17 protein-coding genes and 2 pseudogenes are annotated in these 22301 nt (G+C 68.0%); 8 read left to right on the top strand and 11 right to left on the bottom strand.

Going from position 1 to position 22301, the window contains the following annotated elements; genetic code table 11:
• Positions 1-290: 290 nt before the first annotated feature.
• Positions 291-1421, top strand: a complete 1131-nt coding sequence (locus tag ACHMW8_RS10735) for an iron-containing alcohol dehydrogenase (protein WP_395445945.1) — start codon at positions 291-293, stop codon at positions 1419-1421.
• A gap of 174 nt (positions 1422-1595) precedes the next feature.
• Here the strand turns inward: ACHMW8_RS10735 and ACHMW8_RS10730 are convergent, their stop codons facing one another.
• The 3 genes and pseudogenes from ACHMW8_RS10730 to ACHMW8_RS10720 all read right to left on the bottom strand — a co-directional run.
• Entirely contained in the window at positions 1596-2273 is a 678-nt protein-coding gene (locus ACHMW8_RS10730) for a hypothetical protein (protein ID WP_395445536.1), read from the bottom strand.
• Positions 2274-2302: 29 nt separating this feature from the next.
• Positions 2303-3193 carry a TonB-dependent receptor domain-containing protein gene (locus tag ACHMW8_RS10725; protein WP_395445535.1) on the bottom strand — a complete coding sequence of 297 codons (891 nt, stop codon included), beginning with the start codon at positions 3191-3193 and terminating at the stop codon, positions 2303-2305.
• Positions 3194-4064: 871 nt separating this feature from the next.
• Positions 4065-4511 (bottom strand): annotated as a pseudogene (locus ACHMW8_RS10720) (TonB-dependent receptor plug domain-containing protein); the annotation flags it as partial.
• A 410-nt stretch (positions 4512-4921) separates the two neighbouring features.
• On the opposite strand from ACHMW8_RS10720, the gene ACHMW8_RS10715 reads away from it, so the two are divergent.
• The 5 genes and pseudogenes from ACHMW8_RS10715 to ACHMW8_RS10695 all read left to right on the top strand — a co-directional run bounded on the left by ACHMW8_RS10715 (position 4922) and on the right by ACHMW8_RS10695 (position 9315).
• Complete coding sequence (locus ACHMW8_RS10715; RefSeq protein WP_395445534.1) at positions 4922-5404, top strand: TonB-dependent receptor plug domain-containing protein; 483 nt, start codon at positions 4922-4924, stop codon at positions 5402-5404.
• A gap of 186 nt (positions 5405-5590) precedes the next feature.
• On the top strand, positions 5591-7252 hold the full coding sequence (locus tag ACHMW8_RS10710) for a TonB-dependent receptor (protein ID WP_395445533.1): 1662 nt from the start codon (positions 5591-5593) through the stop codon (positions 7250-7252).
• Positions 7249-7812 carry a hypothetical protein gene (locus ACHMW8_RS10705; RefSeq protein WP_395445532.1) on the top strand — a complete coding sequence of 188 codons (564 nt, stop codon included), beginning with the start codon at positions 7249-7251 and terminating at the stop codon, positions 7810-7812. Before ACHMW8_RS10710 ends, ACHMW8_RS10705 begins: the two co-directional genes overlap by 4 nt.
• Positions 7812-8573: pseudogene (locus ACHMW8_RS10700) on the top strand (PepSY-associated TM helix domain-containing protein); the annotation flags it as partial. The gene ACHMW8_RS10705 and the pseudogene ACHMW8_RS10700, both read left to right, overlap by 1 nt.
• A gap of 262 nt (positions 8574-8835) precedes the next feature.
• Positions 8836-9315 (top strand): PepSY domain-containing protein, encoded by a 480-nt coding sequence (locus tag ACHMW8_RS10695; protein ID WP_395445944.1) that lies wholly within the window; start codon positions 8836-8838, stop codon positions 9313-9315.
• Positions 9316-9406: 91 nt separating this feature from the next.
• Here ACHMW8_RS10695 and ACHMW8_RS10690 read toward each other — a convergent pair whose 3' ends face one another.
• Positions 9407-9553: a hypothetical protein gene (locus ACHMW8_RS10690; RefSeq protein ID WP_395445531.1), complete on the bottom strand. Its 147-nt coding sequence runs from the start codon at positions 9551-9553 to the stop codon at positions 9407-9409.
• A gap of 34 nt (positions 9554-9587) precedes the next feature.
• Positions 9588-11129, bottom strand: coding sequence for a ubiquinone-dependent pyruvate dehydrogenase (gene poxB, locus ACHMW8_RS10685; protein ID WP_395445530.1), 1542 nt, complete (start codon positions 11127-11129; stop codon positions 9588-9590).
• A gap of 393 nt (positions 11130-11522) precedes the next feature.
• Here poxB and ACHMW8_RS10680 point away from each other — a divergent pair, with 393 nt between their 5' ends.
• Both ACHMW8_RS10680 and ACHMW8_RS10675 read left to right on the top strand, forming a co-directional pair.
• Entirely contained in the window at positions 11523-12308 is a 786-nt protein-coding gene (locus ACHMW8_RS10680; RefSeq protein WP_395445529.1) for an alpha/beta fold hydrolase, read from the top strand.
• 247 nt (positions 12309-12555) lie between these two features.
• Complete coding sequence (locus ACHMW8_RS10675) at positions 12556-13299, top strand: helix-turn-helix domain-containing protein (RefSeq protein WP_395445528.1); 744 nt, start codon at positions 12556-12558, stop codon at positions 13297-13299.
• A gap of 185 nt (positions 13300-13484) precedes the next feature.
• On the opposite strand, the gene ACHMW8_RS10670 is transcribed toward ACHMW8_RS10675, so the two are convergent.
• The 6 genes from ACHMW8_RS10670 to ACHMW8_RS10645 all read right to left on the bottom strand — a co-directional run bounded on the left by ACHMW8_RS10670 (position 13485) and on the right by ACHMW8_RS10645 (position 22295).
• Entirely contained in the window at positions 13485-14276 is a 792-nt protein-coding gene (locus tag ACHMW8_RS10670) for a glutathione S-transferase family protein (protein ID WP_395445527.1), read from the bottom strand.
• Positions 14277-14396: 120 nt separating this feature from the next.
• A complete protein-coding gene (locus ACHMW8_RS10665; RefSeq protein ID WP_395445526.1) occupies positions 14397-16778 on the bottom strand; it encodes a TonB-dependent receptor in 2382 nt (793 codons plus the stop codon).
• A gap of 202 nt (positions 16779-16980) precedes the next feature.
• Entirely contained in the window at positions 16981-17592 is a 612-nt protein-coding gene (locus ACHMW8_RS10660; protein WP_125156790.1) for a glutathione S-transferase family protein, read from the bottom strand.
• A 110-nt stretch (positions 17593-17702) separates the two neighbouring features.
• Complete coding sequence (locus tag ACHMW8_RS10655; protein ID WP_125156791.1) at positions 17703-18299, bottom strand: TetR/AcrR family transcriptional regulator; 597 nt, start codon at positions 18297-18299, stop codon at positions 17703-17705.
• Between the two features lie 208 nt (positions 18300-18507).
• A complete protein-coding gene (locus tag ACHMW8_RS10650) occupies positions 18508-20082 on the bottom strand; it encodes a carboxylesterase/lipase family protein (RefSeq protein WP_395445525.1) in 1575 nt (524 codons plus the stop codon).
• 14 nt (positions 20083-20096) lie between these two features.
• Positions 20097-22295 carry a beta-glucosidase gene (locus tag ACHMW8_RS10645; protein ID WP_395445524.1) on the bottom strand — a complete coding sequence of 733 codons (2199 nt, stop codon included), beginning with the start codon at positions 22293-22295 and terminating at the stop codon, positions 20097-20099.
• Between the last annotated feature and the right edge of the window lie 6 nt (positions 22296-22301).

The raw sequence follows: 22301 nt of genomic DNA, 5'->3' as shown, positions 1-22301 counted from the left end.
AGCCACTCGGGCCTCCTCAAGAGATCGCGCAACGCTGCGTATCATGCCTAGGACGTCCTCGCGAGAGAACAGCCGCTCCTCTTAGACCGCCCCGCGCGTTCGACCTTGCCCTCAACGGCGCCAATCTTTTCGTGCGCCGACACCGTCGGTCTTTCAAGGCGTTGGCCCGACCCGGTGCAAGTCGGGCTGCCTCTACGAGCAAGTCCCCGCCTCTGGCCGGCCCTACTCCTTTCAAAACGGACAACTGGAAAGCGTGTGTGATGGGGTCGGGGGAACAGAGGCTCGTGAGCATGGTCAATGTGGGCGCGCTCACATTCGGCCCCGGAGCCTTGGCGAAATGCGCGGCCGACCTGGTGGGCCGCGGCGCGCGATCGGTGTTCATCGTCACCACCGAGCCCACCCTGTTCCTGTGCCGGCCGCTGGTCGAGGCTCTGGGCGCGGAGGGCGTGTCCGCCACGCTCTGGCATGACCTGGTCGGCGAACCGACCCTGAAGGAGTTCGACGCGGCCCTGGCCTGCGCCCGCGCCTGCGCGGCCGACGCGGTCGTCGGCCTGGGCGGCGGCAGCGCCATGGACGTGGCCAAGCTGGTCGCGGCCCTGTTCGATGGCCGCCAGGGCGTCATGGACGTGCTCGGGACCGACCTGGTCGCCGGCCGCTCGCTGTGGCTGGCCTGCGTGCCGACCACCGCCGGGACCGGAAGCGAGGTCACGCCAATCGCCATCCTCGGCGACGAGGACGAGGACCTGAAGAAGGGCGTCGTCAGCCCCTACCTGGTGCCCGACGCGGCCTATCTGGATCCGGCCCTGACCGTGACCATGCCGCCCTCGGTGACCGCGGCCACGGGCCTGGACGCCCTGACCCACTGCATCGAGGCCTACGCCAACCGCTTCGCGCACCCGATGATCGACGTCTACGCCCTGGGCGGCATCCGGCTGATCGCCGCGAACCTGGAGCGCGCCTGCGCGCACGGCGAGGATCTCGCCGCCCGTTCGGCGATGATGATCGCCAGCTATTACGGCGGTCTTTGCCTGGGCCCGGTGAATACGGCGGCGGTGCACGCCCTGGCCTATCCGCTGGGCGGCGAATTCCACATCGCCCACGGCGTGGCCAACGCTCTCCTGCTGCCGCATGTTCTGCGCCTGAACATCGAGGCCTCGCCCGAGCGCTACGCCCGGATCGCCGAAGCTCTGGGCGCTGGGCCCTCCGGCGATCCGATGGCCGACGCCCTCGCCGGCGTCGAGCGGGTCATCGCCCTGGCCGACGCCTGTGGGATCAAGCGCCGGCTGTCGGACTTCGGGATCGCGCGCGACGCCATTCCGCGCATGGCCACGGCGGCCATGAAGGTCACCCGCCTGCTGGATCGCAACCCCCGGGTTCTCACCGAAGCGGACATCCGGACGATCTACGAAGCGGCCTGGTAGTCGCCCCGAACCATCTCCCCACCCCAGCGCCCGCCCTTCCGGCGGGCGTTTTCTTGTGCGCGCCCGCCACGGGACGAAAAAATCCCGACGCGGGAGGGCCCGCATCGGGATCTGAAGAGAAGAGCGGCGCCGACCGAGGAGGAAGGAAAGCGACGCCGTCTTCGCGCGGGGCGTCTACCAGACGGCCCGGACACCCACGCGGTAGGCGCGGCCCACCGTGTCGTACTGCAGCGGGTTGCCGAACAGGCGCAGCTCGGGCGGCTGGTCCTTGTCGAACACGTTGGTCAACCCGCCATAGAGTTCGGTCTTGGCGCTGCCGAACAGCGAAGGCAGCTGGGCCGAGGCCGAGAGGTCGAGATAGAACCGCGAGCTGACCCGGTTGGTTGAGATGCTGGTCGGCAGGTTGACGCTGTAGCCCTTGTCCTCCGGACCGATCTTGGTCGGGTCCAGGATGCTCTTGGGGATATAGCGCATGTGCGCGGCGACCATCCAACTGGGCCGCACGTACGAGACCAGTCCGTCGATCTTGTATTTCGGGACGCCCGCGATGCCGGCCAGGGAGCCCGCATTGCCCGTCACGCCGTTCATCCGGGTGACCAGGCCGGTGCCGCCGATCGACTTCAGATCCTTCACGTAGTTGGCGTTGACCTGGAAGGTGACGGCGCCGTCCCAGACGTCCGGGATCGTGTAGTCGGACTGGATCTCGTAGCCCTCGGCGTGCAGCTCGGCGACGTTCTGGAAGTTCGACAGCACGGTCACGACCGAACTGGCCTTGGCCGCCCCGCTGAAGGTGATCAGGTTGCACAGCAGGTTCTTGCTCGCGCAGGCCGCCAGGATGTTGGGGGCCGACACGGAGTTCGATCGCGTTGCGGACCGAGATGTCATACCAGTCCACCGAGGCGTGGAAGCCCGGGATGAAATCCGGCTTCAGCACGACGCCCGCCGTCGTGGTCTTGGCCCGCTCCAGTTCCAGGTTCGGGTTGCCGCCCGCCAGGGCGCCGACCAGGTGGTTGGTCCCCGTGAACGGATCGTTCAGCGGGATGAAGGTCTGGACCGTGTTGGGGTTCGAACTCCGCCGCCGTCGGCGCGCGGATGTCGGCCGAGCGGGTGACGCGAACCAGGATCTGGTCGCTGGGCTGATATTCCAGGCCCACCTTCCACGGCCGCGCGTTGCCAAAGCCGCTGTAGTGGGTCAGGCGGCCGGTCACATCGACCGACAGCGTCTTGACCAGCGGCAGGTCGGCCAGCAGCGGGATATTGGCTTCCGCATAACCTTCCGTGACCTTCTGGACGATCTGCGGCAGGGCCGTGACCTGGGGCGCGGCGAACTGCCCCGCCGCGGTCAGAGGATCGACGGCGCCCGAGACCTCGTCGCGACGGAACTCGCCGCCGACGGCGGCCTGGACCGGACCGGCGGGCAGGTTGAACAGCGTGCCGCGGACGTTGACCATCAGATCATGCTGCGTGACCTTGCGCGTCTGCCACTCGTCCTTGAAGTACTTGCTCAGCACCGCCGGCGTGATGTTGGCGCCCAGCAGGTCGACCGGCAGACAGCCGTCGTTCGGATTGGCCACCGACGAGGCGCAGATCACCGGCGCGCCCCACGGGGTCCGGTAGATCGTCCCCGAATAGCCGGCCGGCGGCGTGATCGCGTTGGTCGCCTGGGTGTCGAACGAGGCCAGGCGCGTGTTCTTGACCACGGTCCGGCTTTTGGTTCGGCCGAACTCGTACGAGGCGTCCCAGCGCCAGTCCTTGAACAGCTCGCCCTTCACGCCAGTGACGAAGCGATAGATGTCGTTGGTGCTGGAGGCGACCACGGTGTCGCCGCCCTGCGCCACCGCGACGTTGACGTTGATCGCGGTGACGTTGGGGTTGGCCGCCAGGATCTGGGCGCGGACCGCGGGGCTGATGAACGGGTTGTTGATGTCCAGGCCGGCCGAGCCGCCGGCGGGCGCCTGCCAGCAGCACCGAGGTGCGAACCGGACCGCCCTTGACCTGGCTGTAGATGAACTCGCCGAAGGCCTGGGTCTTGGGCGTCAGGTCATAGTCGACATGCACCATGCCCGAACCGTGCGAGGTCGGCGTGACCAGCGGCGGGTTGCCCCACCCCCAGTTGGGCGCGGCGGCCTGATCGCCGCCCTGCATGAACAGGCCGCTGAGATTGGTTCCGAACTGGAAGGGGACCAGGGCGTCGCCCGCGGCGTTGAACTGCAGGCCGCGCAGACCGGCCGGGAGCGCTGTGGCGCCGGTGTTGTTGATCTGCTGGCCAAGCGTCGTCTTCACGCCGTTGACCGTCTGGACGGCGCTGGCCAGCACGCCAGTCGGCGCATAGACGAAGCGGACGTCGTCCAGCACCAGGGTGGCCGGCAGGCCGTTGGTGCTGGCTCCGTTGATATAGCCGGGATTGGGCACGAAATTGGTGAGCTTGGCGCACCAGTCGCGACGGAAGCAATTGCCGACGCCCTGGTCGTCCCGGTATTCGATACCGGCGATCACATGGCCGCGGCCGCTGGCGAAGCCGCGCCCGCCGGCCGCCGATACGAAGTAGTTCTGGCCATCGCCATGATCGCTGGCGCCGACACTGGCGTCCATCTTGAAGCCGTTGAACTTGGTGTCGAGGATCAGGTTGACCACGCCGGCCACGGCGTCCGCGCCATAGGCGGCCGAGGCCCCGCCGGTGACGATCTCGGTGCGCTTGACCAGGGCGTTGGGCACGCCGTTCAGATCGACGGCTCCGGAATCGGTGCTCGGCACGAACCGACGGCCGTCGACAAGCACCAGCGTGCGGCTGGGTCCGAGGCCCCGCAGGTCGGGGGTGTTGCCGCCGATGGCCCCCGAGACCCGAAACAGGATCGTCGATGACGAGACGGTGGCGCGGAACGACGGGATCTGGTTCAGCGCCGTGGCCACGTCGGGGATGGCCAGCTGCTGCATGCGCTCGGCGCCGACCACGTTGACGGGAGTCGGCGAGTTATAGGTCGTGCGAACCCGCGACCCGGTGACGACCACCTCTTCGACCGAGACGAACTCCGGGGTCTTGGCCGCGTCATTGGACGCCGTGGTCTGGGCCGAGACGGCCCCGGCCGCCATCAAGGCGAACAGAGATGTGGAAACGAGAACTCGTAATCCTAGGCAACTTCCCCTCCCTTTTTATGTGTAGCGGTAGGGTTACGCGGGGATGCTCGCCAGCACTTGCTCGCAGCGGCACGACCTTTTCCGCCGTGCGGCCTCTGCAAAGCCGCTCAAGCCGTGTGGTTTCCGCGTGTCGGGACGCAAGCCACGATCAGGATCACCGTCCCGTCGATGAAGCCCCCGGCGAGACCAGCAAGAGGGGCAAATCCTTGATCGCGTCGATGTCGGCGCACTGTCGCAGCGCAGCAGGGCGAGCTTGCTAGGGGGCGTTGGCCGCCGGGCTAACAGCGCGTCGCCCGTTGATAATGAGATTGACTCGCATTTTTAACTGAAGTAGCGCGTCCCCGTTGTTGTCTTGGGGGATTTTGATGCGCCGTTCGCTGCTGACCGCTTGCTCGCTTGCGATTCTAGCCTTGGCCCAGGCCGCTTCGGCCGAGGAGACGCCGCCTGGGGTCGTGTCCGCCGCCGACCAGGCGACCGCCGTCGAAGCCATCGTGGTGACCGGCGAGAAGACCTCCCGCTCGATCCAGGACACCGTCAGCAGCGTCGCCGTGGCGACCGCCGCCCGCATCGAACGCGAGAACCTGCGAACCTTCTACGACGTGGTCGCCCGCACGGCGAACATGAGCGAGACCTATGGCAAGACCGGCTTCACCATCCGCGGCGTCAGCAACATGAACGTCTCGGGCGGCGGCACGGGCGGTCTCGCCACCGTCTATGTCGACGGCGCGGCCCTGCCGCTGGAGGCCACGTTCGGCGGCCCGCTGGAGCTGTGGGACATCGGCCAGGTCGAGGTGCTGCGCGGGCCGCAGTCGACCCTGCAGGGCGCAACTCCCTGGCCGGCGCGGTGATCATCACCTCGGCCAACCCGACCTATACGCCCAGCTTCCGCGCCAGCGTCGGCCTGGCCAGCGGCGACGAGCGCACGGCGGGCGTCGCCGCCGGCGGCCCGATCATCGCCGACCAACTGGCCTTCCGCGTCGCCGTGCAGCAGAAGGAGACAGACGGCTTCGTCTACAATCCGACGCTGAAGCAGGATGTTCGAGGCGGTCGACAATCTCTATGTCCGCGGCAAGCTGCTCTTCACCCCGACCGCCCTGCCCGACTTGAAGGTGCTGGCCACCTACGCCCACAACAAGCGCGAGTCCGGCTACCAGTTCACCTATTCGCGCACCGACCGTCCCGACTACTACGATCACCGCGTCGACCTGTCGGACACCCCCTCGCGCACCAACTCCAAGGTCGACATCTTCACGGTGGACGGCAGCTACAAGCTGTCCGACGCCCTGACGCTGAACGCCATCGTCTCGTGGAACAAGGTCAAGACCGACGCCACGATCGATTTCGACTTCACCCCGGTCGCCAGCTCGTACGGCACGCGCGACCAGACCACCGAGACCACCTCGGGCGAGCTGCGCCTGAACTACGAGGGCGAGCGGCTGAAGGGCCTGATCGGCCTCTACCACGCCCAGCGCGACGCCAAGGACCTGTCGATCAGCCGCACCAACGTGCCGTTCCCGCGCGCCACCCTGGTCAACGTCCTGACCTCCACCCTGCTGGCCGGCGTCCCCTCGCCCACGCCCGCCCAGCAGGCGGCCGCCGCGGCCCAAGCCAACGGCTTCGCCAATCTCTACATCGCCGCCCTGCCGGTGATCCCTGTCGACTATTCCGGCGACCAGCCCTCGACCATCGAGACCAGCGCCGTCTTCGCCGACGCCAGCTACGCCCTAACCGACAGGCTCTCGCTGTTGGGCGGCTTCCGATACGACCACGAGGAGAACACCTCGAGCACCAGGCAGAGCGCGGTGTTCGCCGGAACCTATCCAACGCCGGCGTCCTTCGGCGCCTACGCGCCGTATGTGACCCAGGTGAACGCCTTCGTCGCCGGCATGATCGCCCAGGCGAACGCGTCGGCGCCGGAAAACACCCGCAAGTTCAACGCCTTCCTGCCGAAAATCGGCGCGAAGTACGAATGGACGCCGGACATCAACACCAGCCTGACGGTCCAACGCGGCTACCGCTCGGGTGGCTCGACGGTGAACCAGGCGCGATCCAGCGTCGCGGCCTATGATCCGGAATACACCTGGAACTACGAAGCCTCGCTGCGCACGGCCTGGCTGGATGGAACCCTGACGGTCAACGCCAACGCCTTCTACACCGACTGGAAGGACCAGCAGGTCATCGTCAATCTGGGCCTCAACGCCTACGACTACGAGGTCAGGAACGCCGGCAAGTCGCACTTCTACGGCTTCGAGCTGGAGGTCGCCCAACAGCTGACCAGCCAGCTGTCGTGGTACGCCTCGCTGGGCCACACCAAGACCAAGTTCGACGACTTCACGATCACGGCGGGCGAAGACAACCGCAACCTGTCGGGCTCGGAATTCCCCTACGCCCCGCAATGGACCGTGGCGCTGGGCGGCGACTATCGCTGGGACAACGGCTGGATCGTTCACCTGGACGGCAGCTACAAGTCCAAGTCCTTCTCGTCCGCCGGCATCGACCAGGCCCAGGATTCGGTGGTCAAGAGCCGCCTGCTGTTCAACGGCCGCTTCGGCTTCGAGCGTGAGCACTGGGGCGCGTACGTCTACGGCAAGAACCTGCTGAACGCGACCTACAGCCAGTACACCCGCACCGACATTCCGATCGCCATGCTGGGCGAGCCGCGCGTGGTCGGCCTGACGCTGGAGACCCGCTGGTGAGCCCGCTCTGGAGCCTGGCCCTGGCCCCGCTGCCCCTGGCGGGAACCGTGCTGTTGAAGCGGGCCTGGGACGAGCCGCGCCCCGAGCGCCCGTGGCTAATCCTGGGCGGCTGGGGCCTGCTGGTCGTCGCTATCGCCGCCTCGGTCCCGTTGCTGGGTCCTGTGCGAGGTCCCTCGGCCATGCTGGCCGTCGCCTCCGTGGTCGCCCTGGCCTTCGTGGGGGCCGGCGTCGAGCGGCGCAACGCCAAGAAGAGGGCCGCGCGCGAGCTGGCGCCCGAACCCTCCGACCGACGCCGCGTCGTCTGGCGGGGCTGGCTGCGGGGCTTTCTGGCCGGTCCGCTGGCCGGGATCGCGGCGCTGGGCTGCGGCCTGGCCGTCGCCATCTGCGCGCCAGGCCAGGTTCAGAGCCGCATGGTCATTGGCGGCCTGATCGTGCCGTTCCTGTGGGCTGGCGGCATGGCCTGGACTCTGTCCGACGACAAGATCCTCCGCGCCTTCGCCGTCCTGGCCGGCGTCTCGATCGCGACCCTGGGCGCGGCCTTTCTGAAGGGGGCGCTGTGATGGACGGCTCGACCGCCCCCGGCAAGCTGGCCCGCAAGGCCGGCAAGCCGATCTGGCCGAAGATCCCCGCCGAGTTTGTCCGCGCCATGCTGGCCGGCCACTCGGCCCTGGGCCTGGCCTTCGCGGCCCTGATCTACCTGGTCTGCTTCTCGGGCTCGATCGCCGTCTTCACCTACGAGTTCAACCGTTGGGAACAGCCGGCCGGCCCGGTGCTGCATGACGCCACGCCCCGGGCCGTCGACGCGGCCTTCCGCGCGGCCCTGGCCAAGAACCCCAAGGCCCACGACCTCTTCATCCGCCTGCCCGAACCGGCGTCGCCGCGCCTGTCGGCGCACGGCGACGACGCCCAGGGCGGCGAGCACACCTGGATCGCCGACGCCACGGGCAAGCTGGTCGCCGAGCAGAAGTTACCCTGGAGCGAGTTCCAGGCCGAGCTGCACACCGTCCTGCACCTGCCCCGCGCCTGGGGCGGGTTCGTGGTCGGCCTGACGGGCGTGGCGCTGCTCTCCTCGCTGGTTTCGGGCGTGCTCTCGCACCCGCGCGTGTTCAAGGACGCCTTCGCCTTCCGCTGGGGCGGCTCCAAACGCCTGCAGGAGGCCGATCTGCACAACCGCATCTCGGTCTGGGGCCTGCCATTCCACCTGGTGGTCTCGCTGACCGGCGCCTTCCTGGGCCTGACCGTGATCATCGTCGGCGTCCTGGCCGTGGCCACCTTCAAGGGCGACACCAGCAAGGCCTACGCCCTGTTCCGGGGCCCCGCCGTGGCCGACGATCCACGGCCGGCCGCCAAGCTGATCGACATCGCCGGCGCGCTGGAGACTCTGAAGGCCCATTATCCGAACGCCCGCGCCAGCTACATCTATGTCGAGCACCCCGGCGAGACCGGCCAGCACGCCGGCGTCAACCTGGTCACCGAAGGACGCCTGTCGCGTGGCGAGACGGTGATCGTCGACGGCGCAGGCAAGCGCCTCGGCGAAGTCGGCTACGAGAGCGGCTCGGTCGGCATCCGCGTGCTGGGGGGCGATGACTCCGCTGCACTTCGGCTGGTTCGGCGGCTGGCCCGTCAAGGTCGCATACTTCCTGCTGGGCCTGGGCCTGACCGCCGTCACCTCCAGCGGTGTCGCCATCTGGCTGGCCCGCCGGCGCGACAAGGGCCGTCCGGCTCCGCGCCGGGAGCGGGTGTGGATCGCCTTCGTCTGGAGCCAGCCCGTGGCCTACGCCGCCTCGGCCCTGCTCGCCTTGCTCGCGCCCATGCCGCCCGTCGCCGTGTGGGGCCTGGCCACGCTCGCCAGCATGGGCGCGGCCATCGCCTGGACGCCACCGGTCATTTCGGCGCGGCTGCGGCTGCTGTCGGCGGCGCTGCTTGCGGGGGTGTCGCTGGCGCACATCGGCCTGCACGCCGGACGGTTCGCCGATCCGGTCGCCTGGGCCGTGAACCTGGGCTTCCTGGCCGCCGCCGTTCTGCTGGCGCTGAGCGTGCGATTGTCGCGTACTGCGGACTAGGCGGACCGGGCAGCGCCAGGAGCAGCCGTTAGCTTGCGTCCATAGACGCGAAGACAGCTCGCGGCCCCAGGTCTTATCGCAGCGCCATGGTTCAGCGCTTGAGATTGACCTTGGCCAGGTCGATCAACTCGGCGGCGCGGCCGTCCAGAACAGCCTTCAGGGCGAAGACGCCGAACTTGTGGGCCTCGTCCAGCGTGATCTTCGGCGGCATGACCAGTTCCTGGCGGGCGGTGACCACGTCGACCAGGGCCGGCCCGTCATGGGCGAAGGCCTCAGCGATCCCCGCCTGGAGATCTTGCGCGCGCGTCTATCCGTACGCCCTTGACGCCCATGGCTTGCGCCATGGCCGCGAAGTTGGGGTTTTGCAGATCGACGGCGGTGTCTAGGAAGCCGCCGGCCTTCATCTCCATCTCGACGAAGCCGAGCGTGCCATTGTTGAGCACGACGACCTTCACCGGCAAGCCGAGCTGCGAGAGGCTTATGAAGTCGCCCATCATCATCGAGAACCCGCCGTCGCCCGACAGCGACACGACCTGGCGTCCCGGGAAAGCCGACTGCGCGCCGATCGCCTGCAGCAAGGCGTTGGCCATTGAACCGTGGTTGAATGAGCCCAGGAGCCGGCGCTGACCGTCCAGCCGCAGATAGCGCGCCGCCCAGACCGTAGGCGTGCCGACATCACAGGTGAAGACCGCGTCCTTGGCCGCCAGTTCGCTGACGATGCGAGTCACCTGCTGTGGGTGAACCTGGCTGGGCTTGTGCGGAATCTGCGCTAGGGCGTCCAGGCCCTCTCGGGCCTTGGCGTAGTGCGCCAGAGCCGCGTCGAGGAAGCTTCGGTCAGCCTTCGGCTCCAGGCGCGGCAGCAGCGCGCGCAGGGTCTCACCCACGTCGCCCAGCAGGCCCAGGTCGAGGCGGCTGCGATTGCCCAGGGCCTCGGGGCTGATGTCGATTTGCACGACCTTCGCCTTGTTTGGATAGAACTGGCGATAAGGAAAGCCCGACCCCAAGATCACCAGGGTGTCGCAGTCCTTCATCGCGGCGTAGCCGGACGAGAAGCCGATGAAGCCGGTCATACCGACGTCGAAGGGATTGTCGTGTTCGATCGACTCCTTGCCCCGCATGGCGTGGACAATCGGCGCCTTCAGCGCGTCGGCCAGGGCCAGCACCTCGGGCCGCGCGCCGGCGCAGCCGATACCGCACAGCAGGGTCACGCGCTGGGCGCCGTTCAGCAGGTCGGCGAAGGCTTCGACCTGGTCCGCCGGCGGGATCACGCGAGGCGGGGCCGGGGCGATCCAGGTCGGCGGCTTGGCGTCCAGCTTCTCCAGGGCCACGTCGCCGGAGATCACCACGACCGCCACGCCGCGCCGGGCGATGGCCACGCGCATGGCCCGCTCTAGCACTTGGGGCAGCATGCTCGGATGCGAGACCAGCTCCACATAGTGGCTGCAGTCCTTGAACAGGCTTTCGGGGTGCGTAGCCTGGAAGTAGTCGATGCCGATCTCGCTGCTGGGGATGTGGGCGGCGATCGCCAGCACCGGCGCGCCGCTGCGCTGGGCGTCGAACAGGCCATTGATCAGGTGCAGGTTCCCCGGCCCGCAACTGCCGGCGCACACCGCCAGATCGCCAGTCAGCTGAGCCTCGGCCCCAGCGGCGAACGCAGCGGCCTCCTCGTGGCGCATGTGGACCCATTGGATCTTGTCCCGCGCCCGCAGGGCCTCGGTGAAGCCGTTGAGCGAGTCGCCCGCAACCCCATAGACGCGATCGACGCCGGCGGCTTCCAGGGTTTCAGCGATGAAGTGGGCGGCGGTCGAGGTCATCGAATAAGCGCTCCTTTTGCGACGTCGCCCGCGGCCTCGTCGCTGTGAACCGCCACATTATTTGCACAGAAGGTGTCTTCGTCTTGTTCGCTGTTGTCGTGGCAAGTCCGAAGATCTGTGTCACCGGCCGGGCCGCGCCAAGTGTGGACGTCGGCAACCTTCCAGAAACGCGACGTTCAATGGAGGCGCCTCGTGCTCGGACCGCGCTAAGGCCGGTGAGCCGTTGCCCCATGTCGATTTGCTGGGACACCCCAGCGCGTCGTCGACCTAGACCCCAAAGCAGACCCGCCTTCGGCAATGGGGCGGTGCAAGATCGTTCAATAGCTTGGTTCCGCGGCCTCCTACCCGTCACACCACGTCGCATCCGCGACTTGAATGAACGGGAGAATGTCTATGGTTGGGGCACTCAGGACGGTTGTTGGTGTCGCCGCGCTCGCGCTTGCATCCGCCGCCGGAGCCGCGCCGAAGGCGCCGCATATCGATAAGACCGTGGTGCTTGTTCACGGCGGCTTCGTTGATGGTTCGGGATGGGAGGGCGTTCACCGCATTCTTGTGCAGGACGGCTACAATGTCGTGGTCGTTCAAAACCCGACGACGTCACTGGCTGACGACGTCGCCGTCACCACGCGAGCGATCGCCTCGGCGTCGGGCGACGTTGTGCTGGTTGGGCACTCCTACGGCGGTGTCGTCATTTCAGAAGCCGGCCTAGATCCCAAGGTCAAGGCGCTCGTCTACATCGCCGCCTTCGCGCCCGATAAAGGGGAGTCTGTGTCGTCGCTGATCGCCAATCCGCCGCCGGGCGCCGCTGTTCCGCCGATCCTCCCTCCGGTGGACGGCTACCTGTTCCTGGACAAAGCGAAGTTCGCCAACGCGTTCGCCGCGGACGTCGCGCCGCAAACAGCGCGCTTCATGGCGGATTCACAGGTCCCCTGGGGCGTCGCCGCGCTTGAAGGCGCGGTTACCGCTCCGGCCTGGCGCCAGAAGCCAAGCTGGTACCTGGTGGCCACGGACGACCGTATGATCCCGCCCGCCGCGCAGCGAGCCATGGCCGAACGCGCGGGGGCGACCAAGGAGGAGATCCCAGGCAGCCACGCCGTCTATGTGGCCAACCCCAGCTCTGTCGCCGCTCTGATCGAGAAGGCCGCCCAGAGCGCGCCAGCCTCGACGCCAGCGCGATAACGCTTGGCGGCATCCGCTTGCAGGACGCAGCGCTAGCAAGCGGATATCCTCTCGTCGAGAGGACCATGCCTGCCACCCTTGCCCGCTCCGCGCCCGGCACTGTGCCGATCGACTTCGCCGGCGGCGGAGCGCTGACTATGCGCACCCGGTCCCTGCGTAGATCAAAGCTGCAGGTCATCGAGGTTGACTATGCCGACCACGGCGGGGCGCCAACGCCACCTTTCCGCGGCTCGACGACACCTATCTCGTGGGCGTGCGCTATCGCGCCGAAGAAAGCCGGACGTCGGTGCGCGAGGAGATGTTCGACTATGGATCGCCAGCGGGGCACACCCACTTTCTCTATGTTTCTGGTGTCGACTACGTCGAACTCAATACCCCCAGCCACACCCTGGAACTGATACTCCCCCGCGCCTTCATGCAGGAGGTCGCCGAGGATCTCGAGGTCTGCGGGCGGATCGAGCTTGGTAATGCAGCCTGCTTTATCCGCCCTGATCCCGTGGTCCCCAGAATGGCGAATCTTGTCCGACCCTACCTCGACGATCCGGCCGCTCTAGATCCCCTCTCCGCGGACAGCTTCATGTGGTCGCTCGGAGTCTATGTCCTGCGTCGGTATGGCGACTTACGAGATCGGCGTACGGTTACAGGCGGCCTGACGACATCGCAGGAACGCTTGGCCAAGGAGTGGATCGAAGCGACCCTACCTGTGGGAACGACCTTGGCTGAACTGGCAGAGGCCTGCGGGCTTGGCGTCAGCCGCTTCGCGCGCGCCTTTCGTGCGTCTACGGGCGTGACGCCGTACGCTTGGGTCATTGCGAGACGGGTCGCCCGCGCACAGCAATTGCTCGAAGCTTCACTTCCCTTGGCGCACGTTGCTCTGGCGTGCGGCTTTGCAGACCAGAGTCACATGACCAGACTCTTCAAACGCTCCACGGGAATGGCGCCGCGGACTTGGCAGTTGGCCAACCAGGTCCGGGTTTCCGATCTTGGGTGAGTGCGGTCGTGCGCCATTTTCTGACATCGACATCCCTCCGAGAACACGACGCTCGCCAATCCTGCGCGTCATGCGAGGAGGCCGCCAACAAGGCCAGAGTAAAGCCCGACTGGCCCTCTGAAAGCGGACGCTCGGCAGGCTTCATTTCCAAAGCCCGCATGCGGCGAGACGCGCAGCAGCGTGCGCTATCCCGGCGCCTTCGGCGTCTCCCGCGGGCCGGCGGGCGCGTGCTGGGGCAAGCGCGGCAGGCCCCCGATCATGCCGTCCGGACGCGCCTTGGCCAGCATGCGCTGATAGGCGGGACGCGCCTCGATCCTGGCCTTCCAGGCCGCCACGTTCGAAAACTGCGACTCCTCGACCAGGTTCAAGCCGGTCGCGGCGTTGAGCGGGAACATCATCATGATGTCGGCGCTGGAGAAGGCCGCGCCGCCGAACCAGGGATGCTGCCCCAGAAAGTTCTCGGCGAACTGCACCACGGCCTCGGAGTCAACCAGGCGCGAGCGCTGCTTGGGCGGTTGGGCGGTCCAGGCGCGATAGTCGGAGAACAGGCGCGCGGCCAGGCTCCCCTCGGCATAGTGCATCCACATCAGGTGGTCGGGATAGTCGCGGCTGTCCAGCGCCGGTTGCAGGCGCCCCGGAGCGTGTCGGTTGAGGATCAGCTCGATGATCGCGCCGGACTCGACCAGGACCTGGTCGCCGTACTTCACCGTCGGCGCCATTGGCACGACCGGGCTGAATTCGCGGATCAGGGCCATGGAGCCCGCCAGGTCGCCGCGCTTGAACTTGAGCTCATAGGGAAAGCCCAGCTCTTCCATCAGCCAGACAATCCGCTCGGAACGGCGCCCCTCCAGATGGTAGATCGTAATCGGCGGCAGAGGCTTGGCGGGCTTGGCTTTGGCCTTCGAGGCGGTCAGCGGCGCGGCGGCGAGGCCGGCCAGAGCGCCCAGCCAGGCGCGGCGTCCCATGGACTGTTTCATAGGGCTCTCCCAGAGAGATAACGTGATTGAGGAAGGCGGGGCGAGACGTCTGCAGCCGCGGCGTCCGCGCCGGTCGTCTCGCCCCCTCGCGGCGCCGGCAAGAGCGCCGCGAAAAGGGTCCTAGAAGGCCACGTCCAGGCTGATCCCGGCCCGGCGCACGGAGTCCGGGCTGAAATACTGGACATAGCCGCCAGGGTTCAGGGCGGTCACCGGCGACGGGGTGATCTGGGCGGCGTAGCGCTTGTCCAGCAGGTTGCTCGCGTACAGCGCCACGCTCCAGGCCTTGTCCGGCGCCGAGACGCCGATGCGGCCGCCGAGCAGGCCATAGGCCTTCTGGATCGTCCCCGGGTCGCCGCTGATCGAGTAGTTGATGTCGCTCTGCCAGTTCCAGTTGGCCTGGAAGAAGCCGCGCAGGCCCGGGCTCAAGGACCGCTCATAGACCGCGCTGACGCCGTAGACCCAGTCGGGCACGCCCGCCAAGCTCAGACCCTTGGCGTTGAAGAAGCCATCCAGCGAGGCAGGGGTGGCTGGCGGCGCGCTGCACGGCCCGCCCTGGGCGATCTTGGGCTGGCCGAAATAGCACTGCACGCCGTTGAAGTCGGCATAGCGGGCGTGGGTGTAGGCCAGACCGGCCGTGAGGCTGAGGCCGTTGGCCGGCCGAGCCATCAGGTTGGCCTCGAAGCCCCGCGTCTTGATCTCGCCGGCATTGGTGATCCGCGAGGAATAGGTGGCGCTGGTCAGGTCGGAGACCTGGGCCTGGAAGTTCTTGACCGTGGTGCTGTAGACGTTGGCGTTGACGATCAGGCGGCGGTCGAGGAACGCGGCCTTCATGCCCACCTCGTAGCTGGTGGGAATCTCCGGCTGCACGCGCTGGTCGGCCAGGCTGTTGGCCGCGCTCAGGCCGCTGAAGCCAGGTCCCTTGTAGCCGCGCGACACCGTCGCATAGGCCATGATGTCATCGCTGAAATTATAGCGCGGCCCGATCCGCCACGAGATGTTGGTGTTTTCCACCTCCTGGTGCAGGTCGAGCGTGACCGAGCCTGGGATGTAGACCGCGCCGGGCGTCGGGGCGCGGTGATAGTCCAGGGTGATCTCGTCGCGCGTGATCCGAGCCCCTGCGATCAGATCGAGCTTGGGCGTGATGTGCAGGCCGACCTGGCCAAAGCCTGCGAAGCTGGTCGAGTTGATGTCGTTGACCGTCGAGGTCTCGAAGATCGTGCCCAGCGGCGCGCCGGGGATGATCGGCACGACAACGCCATTGGTCGCGGGCGTGATCCAGCTGAGCTGGCCCCGCTGGCGGATCAGCGACGAGGCCTTGGAGTGGTAGAGATAGAGGCCGGCGACATAGTCGAACCGCTCGCCGATCGGCGAGGTCAGGCGCAGTTCCTGGCTGAGCCAGTCGGTCTTCCCTGCCCCGCCATTGGTGTCGACATAGCTGACCGGCGTCAGGTCGCCGTCATAGAACGCCTCGCGCTTGACCGAGCGGTAGGCGCTGATCGAGGTGAGGGTCAGGTCGCCCAGCCCGTAGTCGATCTGCAGCGTGCCGCCCTGGGCGGTTGACTTGCCTTGCGATGGGCCATTGGCGGCGACCTGCAGATTCTTCGGCCCCGCGACGATGCCGTAGCGGGCGTTCGTCACCGCCGGCGCGTAGCCCGGCGTGACCTTGCGCCAGGTCGATGAGCAACAGAAGGCGTCGTTGTCGGTGCGGTCGGCCGAGAAATAGACGGTCAGGTCGTCGCTGGGACGCCACAGAGCCTTCAGGGTCAGGGTGCTGACGTCCTGGGGATCGGTGAAGACATTGTCCTTGGCGACATTGCGGATCAGGCCGTCACGCTGATTGTGCGTGGCCACCAGGCGCAGGGCCAGGGTGTCGCTGACCGCCAGATTGCCGATCGCCTGCAGGACCTGTTCGCCGCGCTCGCCATATTGCAGGTGCAGCTGGCCGCTGTTTTCGTTCAGCTTGGGCCGATTGGTGATGAAGTGGACCAGGCCCGCCGAGGCGTTTTTGCCGAACAGCATGCCCTGAGGCCCACGCAGGATCTCGACCCGCTCGACATCGGCCAGGGTGGCCAGGCTGGCGGGATCGGCCAGCACCACGCCGTCGACGACCGTGGAGATGCTCTGCTCGATCCCCGCCGAGAAGCTGCTGGTGCCGACCCCTCGAATCGTCAGGCCCGAGGCGCTGCTGCTGAGGCTCTGCTTGAAGCGGACGCTGGGATCGATCAGCGACAGCTGCTGGGGCTGGGTGATGTTCATCGAGGCCAGCGTCTCACCGCGCACGGCGGTGATGGCCAGCGGCACGTCCTGGACGTTTTCGGCCCGCTTCTGGGCGGTGACCATGATCTCGTCGACGACGACGGGACCGGCGGTGCGCGAGGCGTCGTCCTCGGCCAGGGCGCCGCCGGCGGCGAGCATCATGGCGACGCCGACCGACGCCCCCGTCAGCAGATCCGTCCTCAGACCTCGCGCCTGGACTCGCGATCGGCGGGTTTGGAAGGGCATGGCGCATTCCTCCTTGAGCCGCTGCGCGGCTTCTTTTGTGATCTGTCGGGCGCACGCCCTCGCCGCCCGCCAAGACGCGGTCGTGAAGGGCGGGGCGAGCCGTGCGGTTCGCCGGGATGTGGATCAGCGTCCGGGCCCGAAACGCTTAAGTAACGCTATCGTCACTTAATAGGACTGGCAACTGCTTTCGAACGATTGTTCGTCAGGCCGTGGCGCTGGGCCGTTGGGCGACGCGTTCGAGCCAGGCGCGGACGTGGCCGCAGTCCTCGGGGATGGCGACGCCGATCATCCGCCCGAAGTCCACCGTGGTCAGGGCGACGATGTCGGCCATGCTGTAGGCGGGACCGGCGATGAAGGCCTTGTCGGCCAGCTCGCCATCCAGCCAGCGGTAGATCCGGTCGGCGTGGGCGCGATTGGACTCGCCGAAATCCTTGTACTGGGTCAGCAGGCCGGCGGTCAGCGGATGGGTGTGCCGCCAGATGTGGGCGATGGGCGCCATCAGCTGGAACTCGATGCGCCGAATCCACATGTCGATGGTCGCCTGCTCCAGGGCGGTTTCGCCGAACAGCGGCGGCCGCGGATGCAGACCCTCCAGGTAGCGGCAGATGCTGACGCTCTCGCTCAGGAACGCGCCGTCGTCGAGCTCCAGAACAGGCACTTGGCCCAGCGGGTTCTTCTCCAGGAAGGCGGCGGCCTTGTGAGCGCGCTCGGCCAGCGGCACGCGTTCCTCCTCCAGGGTCAGGCCCTTCTCGGCCAGGAAGATGCGGACCCGGCGCGGATTGGGCGCGGGATTGTCTTCGCCATAGAGCTTCATGTGGTCGCCTCCCCTACGGCTTTGCGCCGTGCGCGGGGTCTCAACGCCCGCCACTAAGTAACGGTATCGTCACTTAATGGCGGAGGCAACCGTCGTCTGCGCGGAAAGGATCAGGCGGTCTTGGCGGGGCGAGGCTCGCCGTACTTCTTGGCCAGGGCCTTGGCGCCGGCGACGACCGCCAGGGTGATCGCGTCGATCATGGCTTCGTCGTCGCCATCGCGGGCGTCCAGCGCGCCCGCGGTGCCGGCGACCATGAACCAGGCGTATTGCTTGGCCTGACGCGCGGGCAAGCCGAAGGCCTTCTGCAGACCCAGCGCCCAAGCGTCGGCGTCGGCCTTGCGGTTGGCGCGCGCCCGCTCCGCCAGGGGGCCGCAGTCCCTGACCAGACGCAGGAACAGCTCGCCGCGCTCGTCGGCGCGCCGGCACCAGTATTTCAGGGCGCCGCGGACCCACTCCTCGAAGGTGGAGGCCGGGCCGACCTCACTTGCCAGACGCTCGACATAGATCTTGGTTTCGCGGTCGAACAGCGCAGTCAGCAGGTCGTCGCGATCGCTGAAATAGCGGTAGCCTAGGGCTTTGGTGACACCCGTGAGCGCTGCGACGCCATCCATGGTGACGGCCGCGACCCCGTGTTCGATGACGATCTGCGCCGCCGCATCCAAGAAGCGTTCGCGTCGTTCCGCCCCCTTCAAACGTGTCTGGGTCATGCCCGCATCGAAACTCCGACCATCCCCCTTTTTGACGTGAGCGGGCGCGAAGTAGCAAGGGCGGGTCTCGACCCGAGATCACCGTCTCGCTGTCGCTACGTTTCGTAGGGCGCGGTTCGACGATCTTCCGGGCGTCCGATGGGCTCGCGCCAGGAGCCGACGTCGGATCGGGTCCAGGAACACTGGTGAGCGTCGACAACGACTATCATCACTGCGTGGTCGCCTCCACCAGATCGAGGCGCGCCCGGAGCGGATCGGCTTCCGCCTTCGGCCCTTGCGCGGCGAAGTCCAGGATCTGGTCGGTGGCGGCCTCGTAGCGCGGCCAGGCTGGCTGCCCCGCGGCGCTGGGGACGCCGCTCTTGGCGAACCCGATCCAGTAGGCGTGGGCCGCTTTGGCCGCGGCCGCGTCGGCCTGGGTCAGCGCCCCGCCATAGCGGGCGTCGACCGTGTCGAACACAAAGGGGATCTCGGTGGCGTGCGGCGCGCCCCACCACTGGCTCCTCATGCTCTCGGCCACGTATGAGAAGCGGAACTGATAGACGGGCGCGCCCTGCTCCGCCATCACGCGCGACACCGCGCGAGCGGGCTCGATGAACATGCGGTCGCCGGCGGCGGCCCAGCCATAGACCTTGATATCGCCGTCACCCTTGGGGTCGTAGAGCGCCTCGGCCTCGGCGCGGCGGGCGCCGAACGGTGCGAAGACCTGGTCGCGGCTTCCGCCGAAGAAGAAGCCGTCGGCGCTGGTCGCCCCAACCATCACCGGCATCTTCGTCCAGGCGCCGGCCTTGTAGGCCTGCAATGGCTCCCGGGTCATGATCTTGCCGTCCAGCATCGGCCCGCCGCCCCACGTCGGGGTGTTGGACGTCGCCATGTTCAGGCCGTCGACCACGGTCTCGGCCGGCAAGGCGCGCAGGGCCTCCAGCGCCGCAACGTCGGTCCCGGAGACCCCCGCCTTGGCCGCGAAGGCCAGGCCTGCGGCCTCGGCCGAGCGCTGTCCGGCCGGGGCGGTCAGCGGCAGGGTCGGCAGCAGGCGCGGGCGTCCGCCGCCAGACTGGATAATGGCCTTGTGGAACAGGCCCTTGGCCTGGGGCGCGGTCAGCAGGGCGTGGACCGACATGCCGCCGGCCGACTCGCCGAAGACCGTGACGTTGTCGGGATCGCCCCCGAAGGCGGCGATGTTGTCGCGCACCCATTTCAGCGCCGCGATCTGGTCCATCAGCCCGTAGTTGCCCAGCATCCCGCCATCGGCGCCGACCGCCGTCAGAGCCGGATGGGCGAAGAAGCCGAACCGGCCGACGCGATAGTTGAAGCTGACCAGCACCACGCCGTCGCGAGCGAACCGGTCCCCGGCGTACACCGCCGGCGAGCTCCCGCCGTTGACGAAGCCGCCGCCGTATATCCAAACCATGACGGGCCGCTGGGTCTTGCTCTTCAGCGCCGCCTCCGGCGCCCAGACGTTCATGTACAGACAGTCCTCCGCCGGCTGGACGCCCAGGGGGGCGGCGTCGCCGGGGAACGGGTTCTGCATGCAGTCGGGACCGTAGGCCTTGGTGTCCCGCGGCGCGCTCCAGGCAGCCGGCGGCTGCGGCGCGCGCCAGCGCAGGGCGCCCAGCGGCGGGGCGGCGAACGGCACGCCCTTGAAGGCGGCGACGCCATGGGCGCTTTCGCCCACGACCGGGCCCGAGGTGGTGGCCACGGTCGGGTCGGCGGCCAGGGCCTGGCTCGCGCCCAGACCGGCGCCAAAAACCAAGATGGCCGCCAGACTGGCGATACGGATGTTCATGGCTTTCCTCCCGCTCACGGCTTCAGCGTCCGCGCCTTGACCTTGGCCGCGCCCTTCAGGGTCAGGTCGGCCGAGGAGGCGCCTACGGCGACCTGATAGTCGCCGCCGGTCAAGGCCCAGCGATTGGCCTTGGCGTCGAAGCTGGCCAGTACGCGCGGGTCGGCGGTCAGCGTGACGCGGCGTGTCTCGCCAGCCTTGAGGTCGATCTTGTCGAAGCCGATCAGCCGCTGGGTCGCCTTGCCCGCCGCCCCCGTCAAATAGACCTGCGGCGCGTCCTTGCCTGGACGCTGGCCGGTGTTGGTGACGTCGAAGCTGACGCTCAGGGTCTCGCCGCCCGTGACCTTCAGATTGGCGTAGGCGAAGGTCGTGTAGGACAGGCCGTAGCCGAACGGGAACAGCGGCTTGGCGCCGGTCTTGGCGAAGCGGCGGTAGCCGACGTCCGCGCCCTCGGAATAGACGACGTCGAACCGGGTCTTCTCCGGAACGGTCAGGCCCGGCAGTTGCGCGCGCGGATACTGGTCGATCGCGGCGGGGAAGGTCATCGGCAGGCGGCCCGACGGATTGACCGCCCCCAGCAGCACGTTGGCGATCGCCTCGCCGCCCTTCGCGCCCGAGTACCAGGCCTCGACCACCGCGCCGGCCTGGTCCAGCCACGGCATCGACACCGGACCGCCGGTCTGCAGCACCACGATCGCGTTCGGATTGGCGGCGGTGACAGCGGCGATCAGGGCGTCCTGGCCGTCCGGCAGCGACAGGTCCGGCGCGTCCTCGCCCTCGCCCATCCACTGGTTGCCGAACACCACGACCACGTCGGCGGCCTTGGCGGCGGCCACGGCGGAAGCGACATAGCGGCCGTCGTCGAAGGTCACCTTGGCCTCGGGCAGCGCCTTGCGCAGCGCCGCCAACGGCGAGGAGCCATTGAAGTACTGGCTGCGGAACGGGCCCATCATGCCCTCCCCGCCCAGCGGCACGACGCGCTGGGCGCCGCCGGGCGGCACGACCTGGGAGGAACCGCCGCCCGACAACACGCCGGCGTCGGCGTGTCCGCCGATCACGGCGATCGTCTTGACGGTCTTGGCCAACGGCAACAGACCGTCGCGGTTCTTGAGCAAGACGATCCCTTCGGCGGCGGCGGCCTGAGCGACGGCGGCGCCGGCGTCGTAGTCGATCGCGCCGCCCGGCTCGACCGGCTTGTCAAACAGTCCTGCGGCGAACATCGAGCGCAGGATGCGGCGCGCGGCGTCGGAGATACGAGCGGCGGGGACCTCGCCCTTCTGGACGGCCGCCTTCAGCGGTTCGCCAAACCAGGTGGTTCCGTCCAGTTGCTCGCCGGACTGCTGGTCCAGGCCCTTGAGAATGTAGTCGGTGGCGTGGACCGCGCCCCAGTCGGACATCACCCAGCCCTTGTAGCCCCAGTCGCGCTTGAGCACGTCGTTCAGCAGGTGCGGGTTACCGCAGCTGTAGTCGCCGTTGACCAGGTTGTAGGCGCACATCACCGACCCGGGCTGGCCCTTCTCGATGGCGATCTGGAAGGCCAGAAGATCGCTTTCGCGATGGGCGGCCTCGTCGATCACCGAATTGGCGAAGTGGCGCTTGGTCTCCTGGCCGTTCAGCGAGAAGTGCTTGACCGTGGAGACGACCCCCTGGTCCTCGATGCCCTTGATCGCCGCGCCGGCCAGGTTGCCGGCCAGCCAGGGATCCTCGCCGAGGTACTCGAAGTTCCGGCCGTTTCGCGGGTCGCGGGCCAGGTTGACGCCGCCGGCCAGCTGGACGTTGAAGCCCTTGGCCCGCGCCTCGCGGCCAACCACAGCCCCGCCGTCATAGGCCAGCTTGGTGCTGAAGGTCGCCGCCAGCGACAGCCCTGACGGCAGCGCCGTGGCCCCGTCGCCCGGGCGCACGTTCAGAGGATTGGTCACGCCCAGGCTGGCGTCGCTCTCGTTGACGGCCGGCACGCCCAGGCGCGGAACGCCGGGAATGTAGCCGGCCGAGCCGATCGCGCCCTCGGGCTTCTTGATGCCGAAGATCGGCATCGACATCGGGCCGTGAAGCAGACCGATGCGCTCGTCGAGCGTCATCTCCTTTTCCAGCAGCGCCGCGCGTTCGTCCGGAGAGAGCTTGCCGTTCATCCAAGGCCGCGAGGGGGCCTGCGCTTCGGCGGCGGAGGCCACGGCGAGCACCGCAAGGCTGGCGGCGGCGATCAGGGGGCGGTTCATGCGGTC

It is taken from the genome of Caulobacter sp. UC70_42 (genome assembly GCF_044056025.1).
Classification (GTDB): Bacteria; Pseudomonadota; Alphaproteobacteria; order Caulobacterales; family Caulobacteraceae; genus Caulobacter.
Note: the sequence above shows the minus strand (reverse complement) of the source record. Positions and strands in the feature narration are given on the sequence as shown.

Bases quoted from the DNA above. Each gene is read 5' to 3' on its own strand.
- ACHMW8_RS10645 (WP_395445524.1), bottom strand. From the start codon at position 22,295: ATGAACCGCCCCCTGATCGCCGCCGCCAGCCTTGCGGTGCTCGCCGTG.
- ACHMW8_RS10695 (WP_395445944.1), top strand. From the start codon at position 8,836: ATGACTCCGCTGCACTTCGGCTGGTTCGGCGGCTGGCCCGTCAAGGTC.
- ACHMW8_RS10710 (WP_395445533.1), top strand. From the start codon at position 5,591: ATGTTCGAGGCGGTCGACAATCTCTATGTCCGCGGCAAGCTGCTCTTC.
- ACHMW8_RS10660 (WP_125156790.1), bottom strand. From the start codon at position 17,592: ATGAAGCTCTATGGCGAAGACAATCCCGCGCCCAATCCGCGCCGGGTC.
- ACHMW8_RS10655 (WP_125156791.1), bottom strand. From the start codon at position 18,299: ATGACCCAGACACGTTTGAAGGGGGCGGAACGACGCGAACGCTTCTTG.
- ACHMW8_RS10665 (WP_395445526.1), bottom strand. From the start codon at position 16,778: ATGCCCTTCCAAACCCGCCGATCGCGAGTCCAGGCGCGAGGTCTGAGG.
- ACHMW8_RS10715 (WP_395445534.1), top strand. From the start codon at position 4,922: ATGCGCCGTTCGCTGCTGACCGCTTGCTCGCTTGCGATTCTAGCCTTG.
- ACHMW8_RS10650 (WP_395445525.1), bottom strand. From the start codon at position 20,082: ATGAACATCCGTATCGCCAGTCTGGCGGCCATCTTGGTTTTTGGCGCC.
- ACHMW8_RS10735 (WP_395445945.1), top strand. From the start codon at position 291: ATGGTCAATGTGGGCGCGCTCACATTCGGCCCCGGAGCCTTGGCGAAA.
- ACHMW8_RS10680 (WP_395445529.1), top strand. From the start codon at position 11,523: ATGGTTGGGGCACTCAGGACGGTTGTTGGTGTCGCCGCGCTCGCGCTT.
- poxB (WP_395445530.1), bottom strand. From the start codon at position 11,129: ATGACCTCGACCGCCGCCCACTTCATCGCTGAAACCCTGGAAGCCGCC.
- ACHMW8_RS10670 (WP_395445527.1), bottom strand. From the start codon at position 14,276: ATGAAACAGTCCATGGGACGCCGCGCCTGGCTGGGCGCTCTGGCCGGC.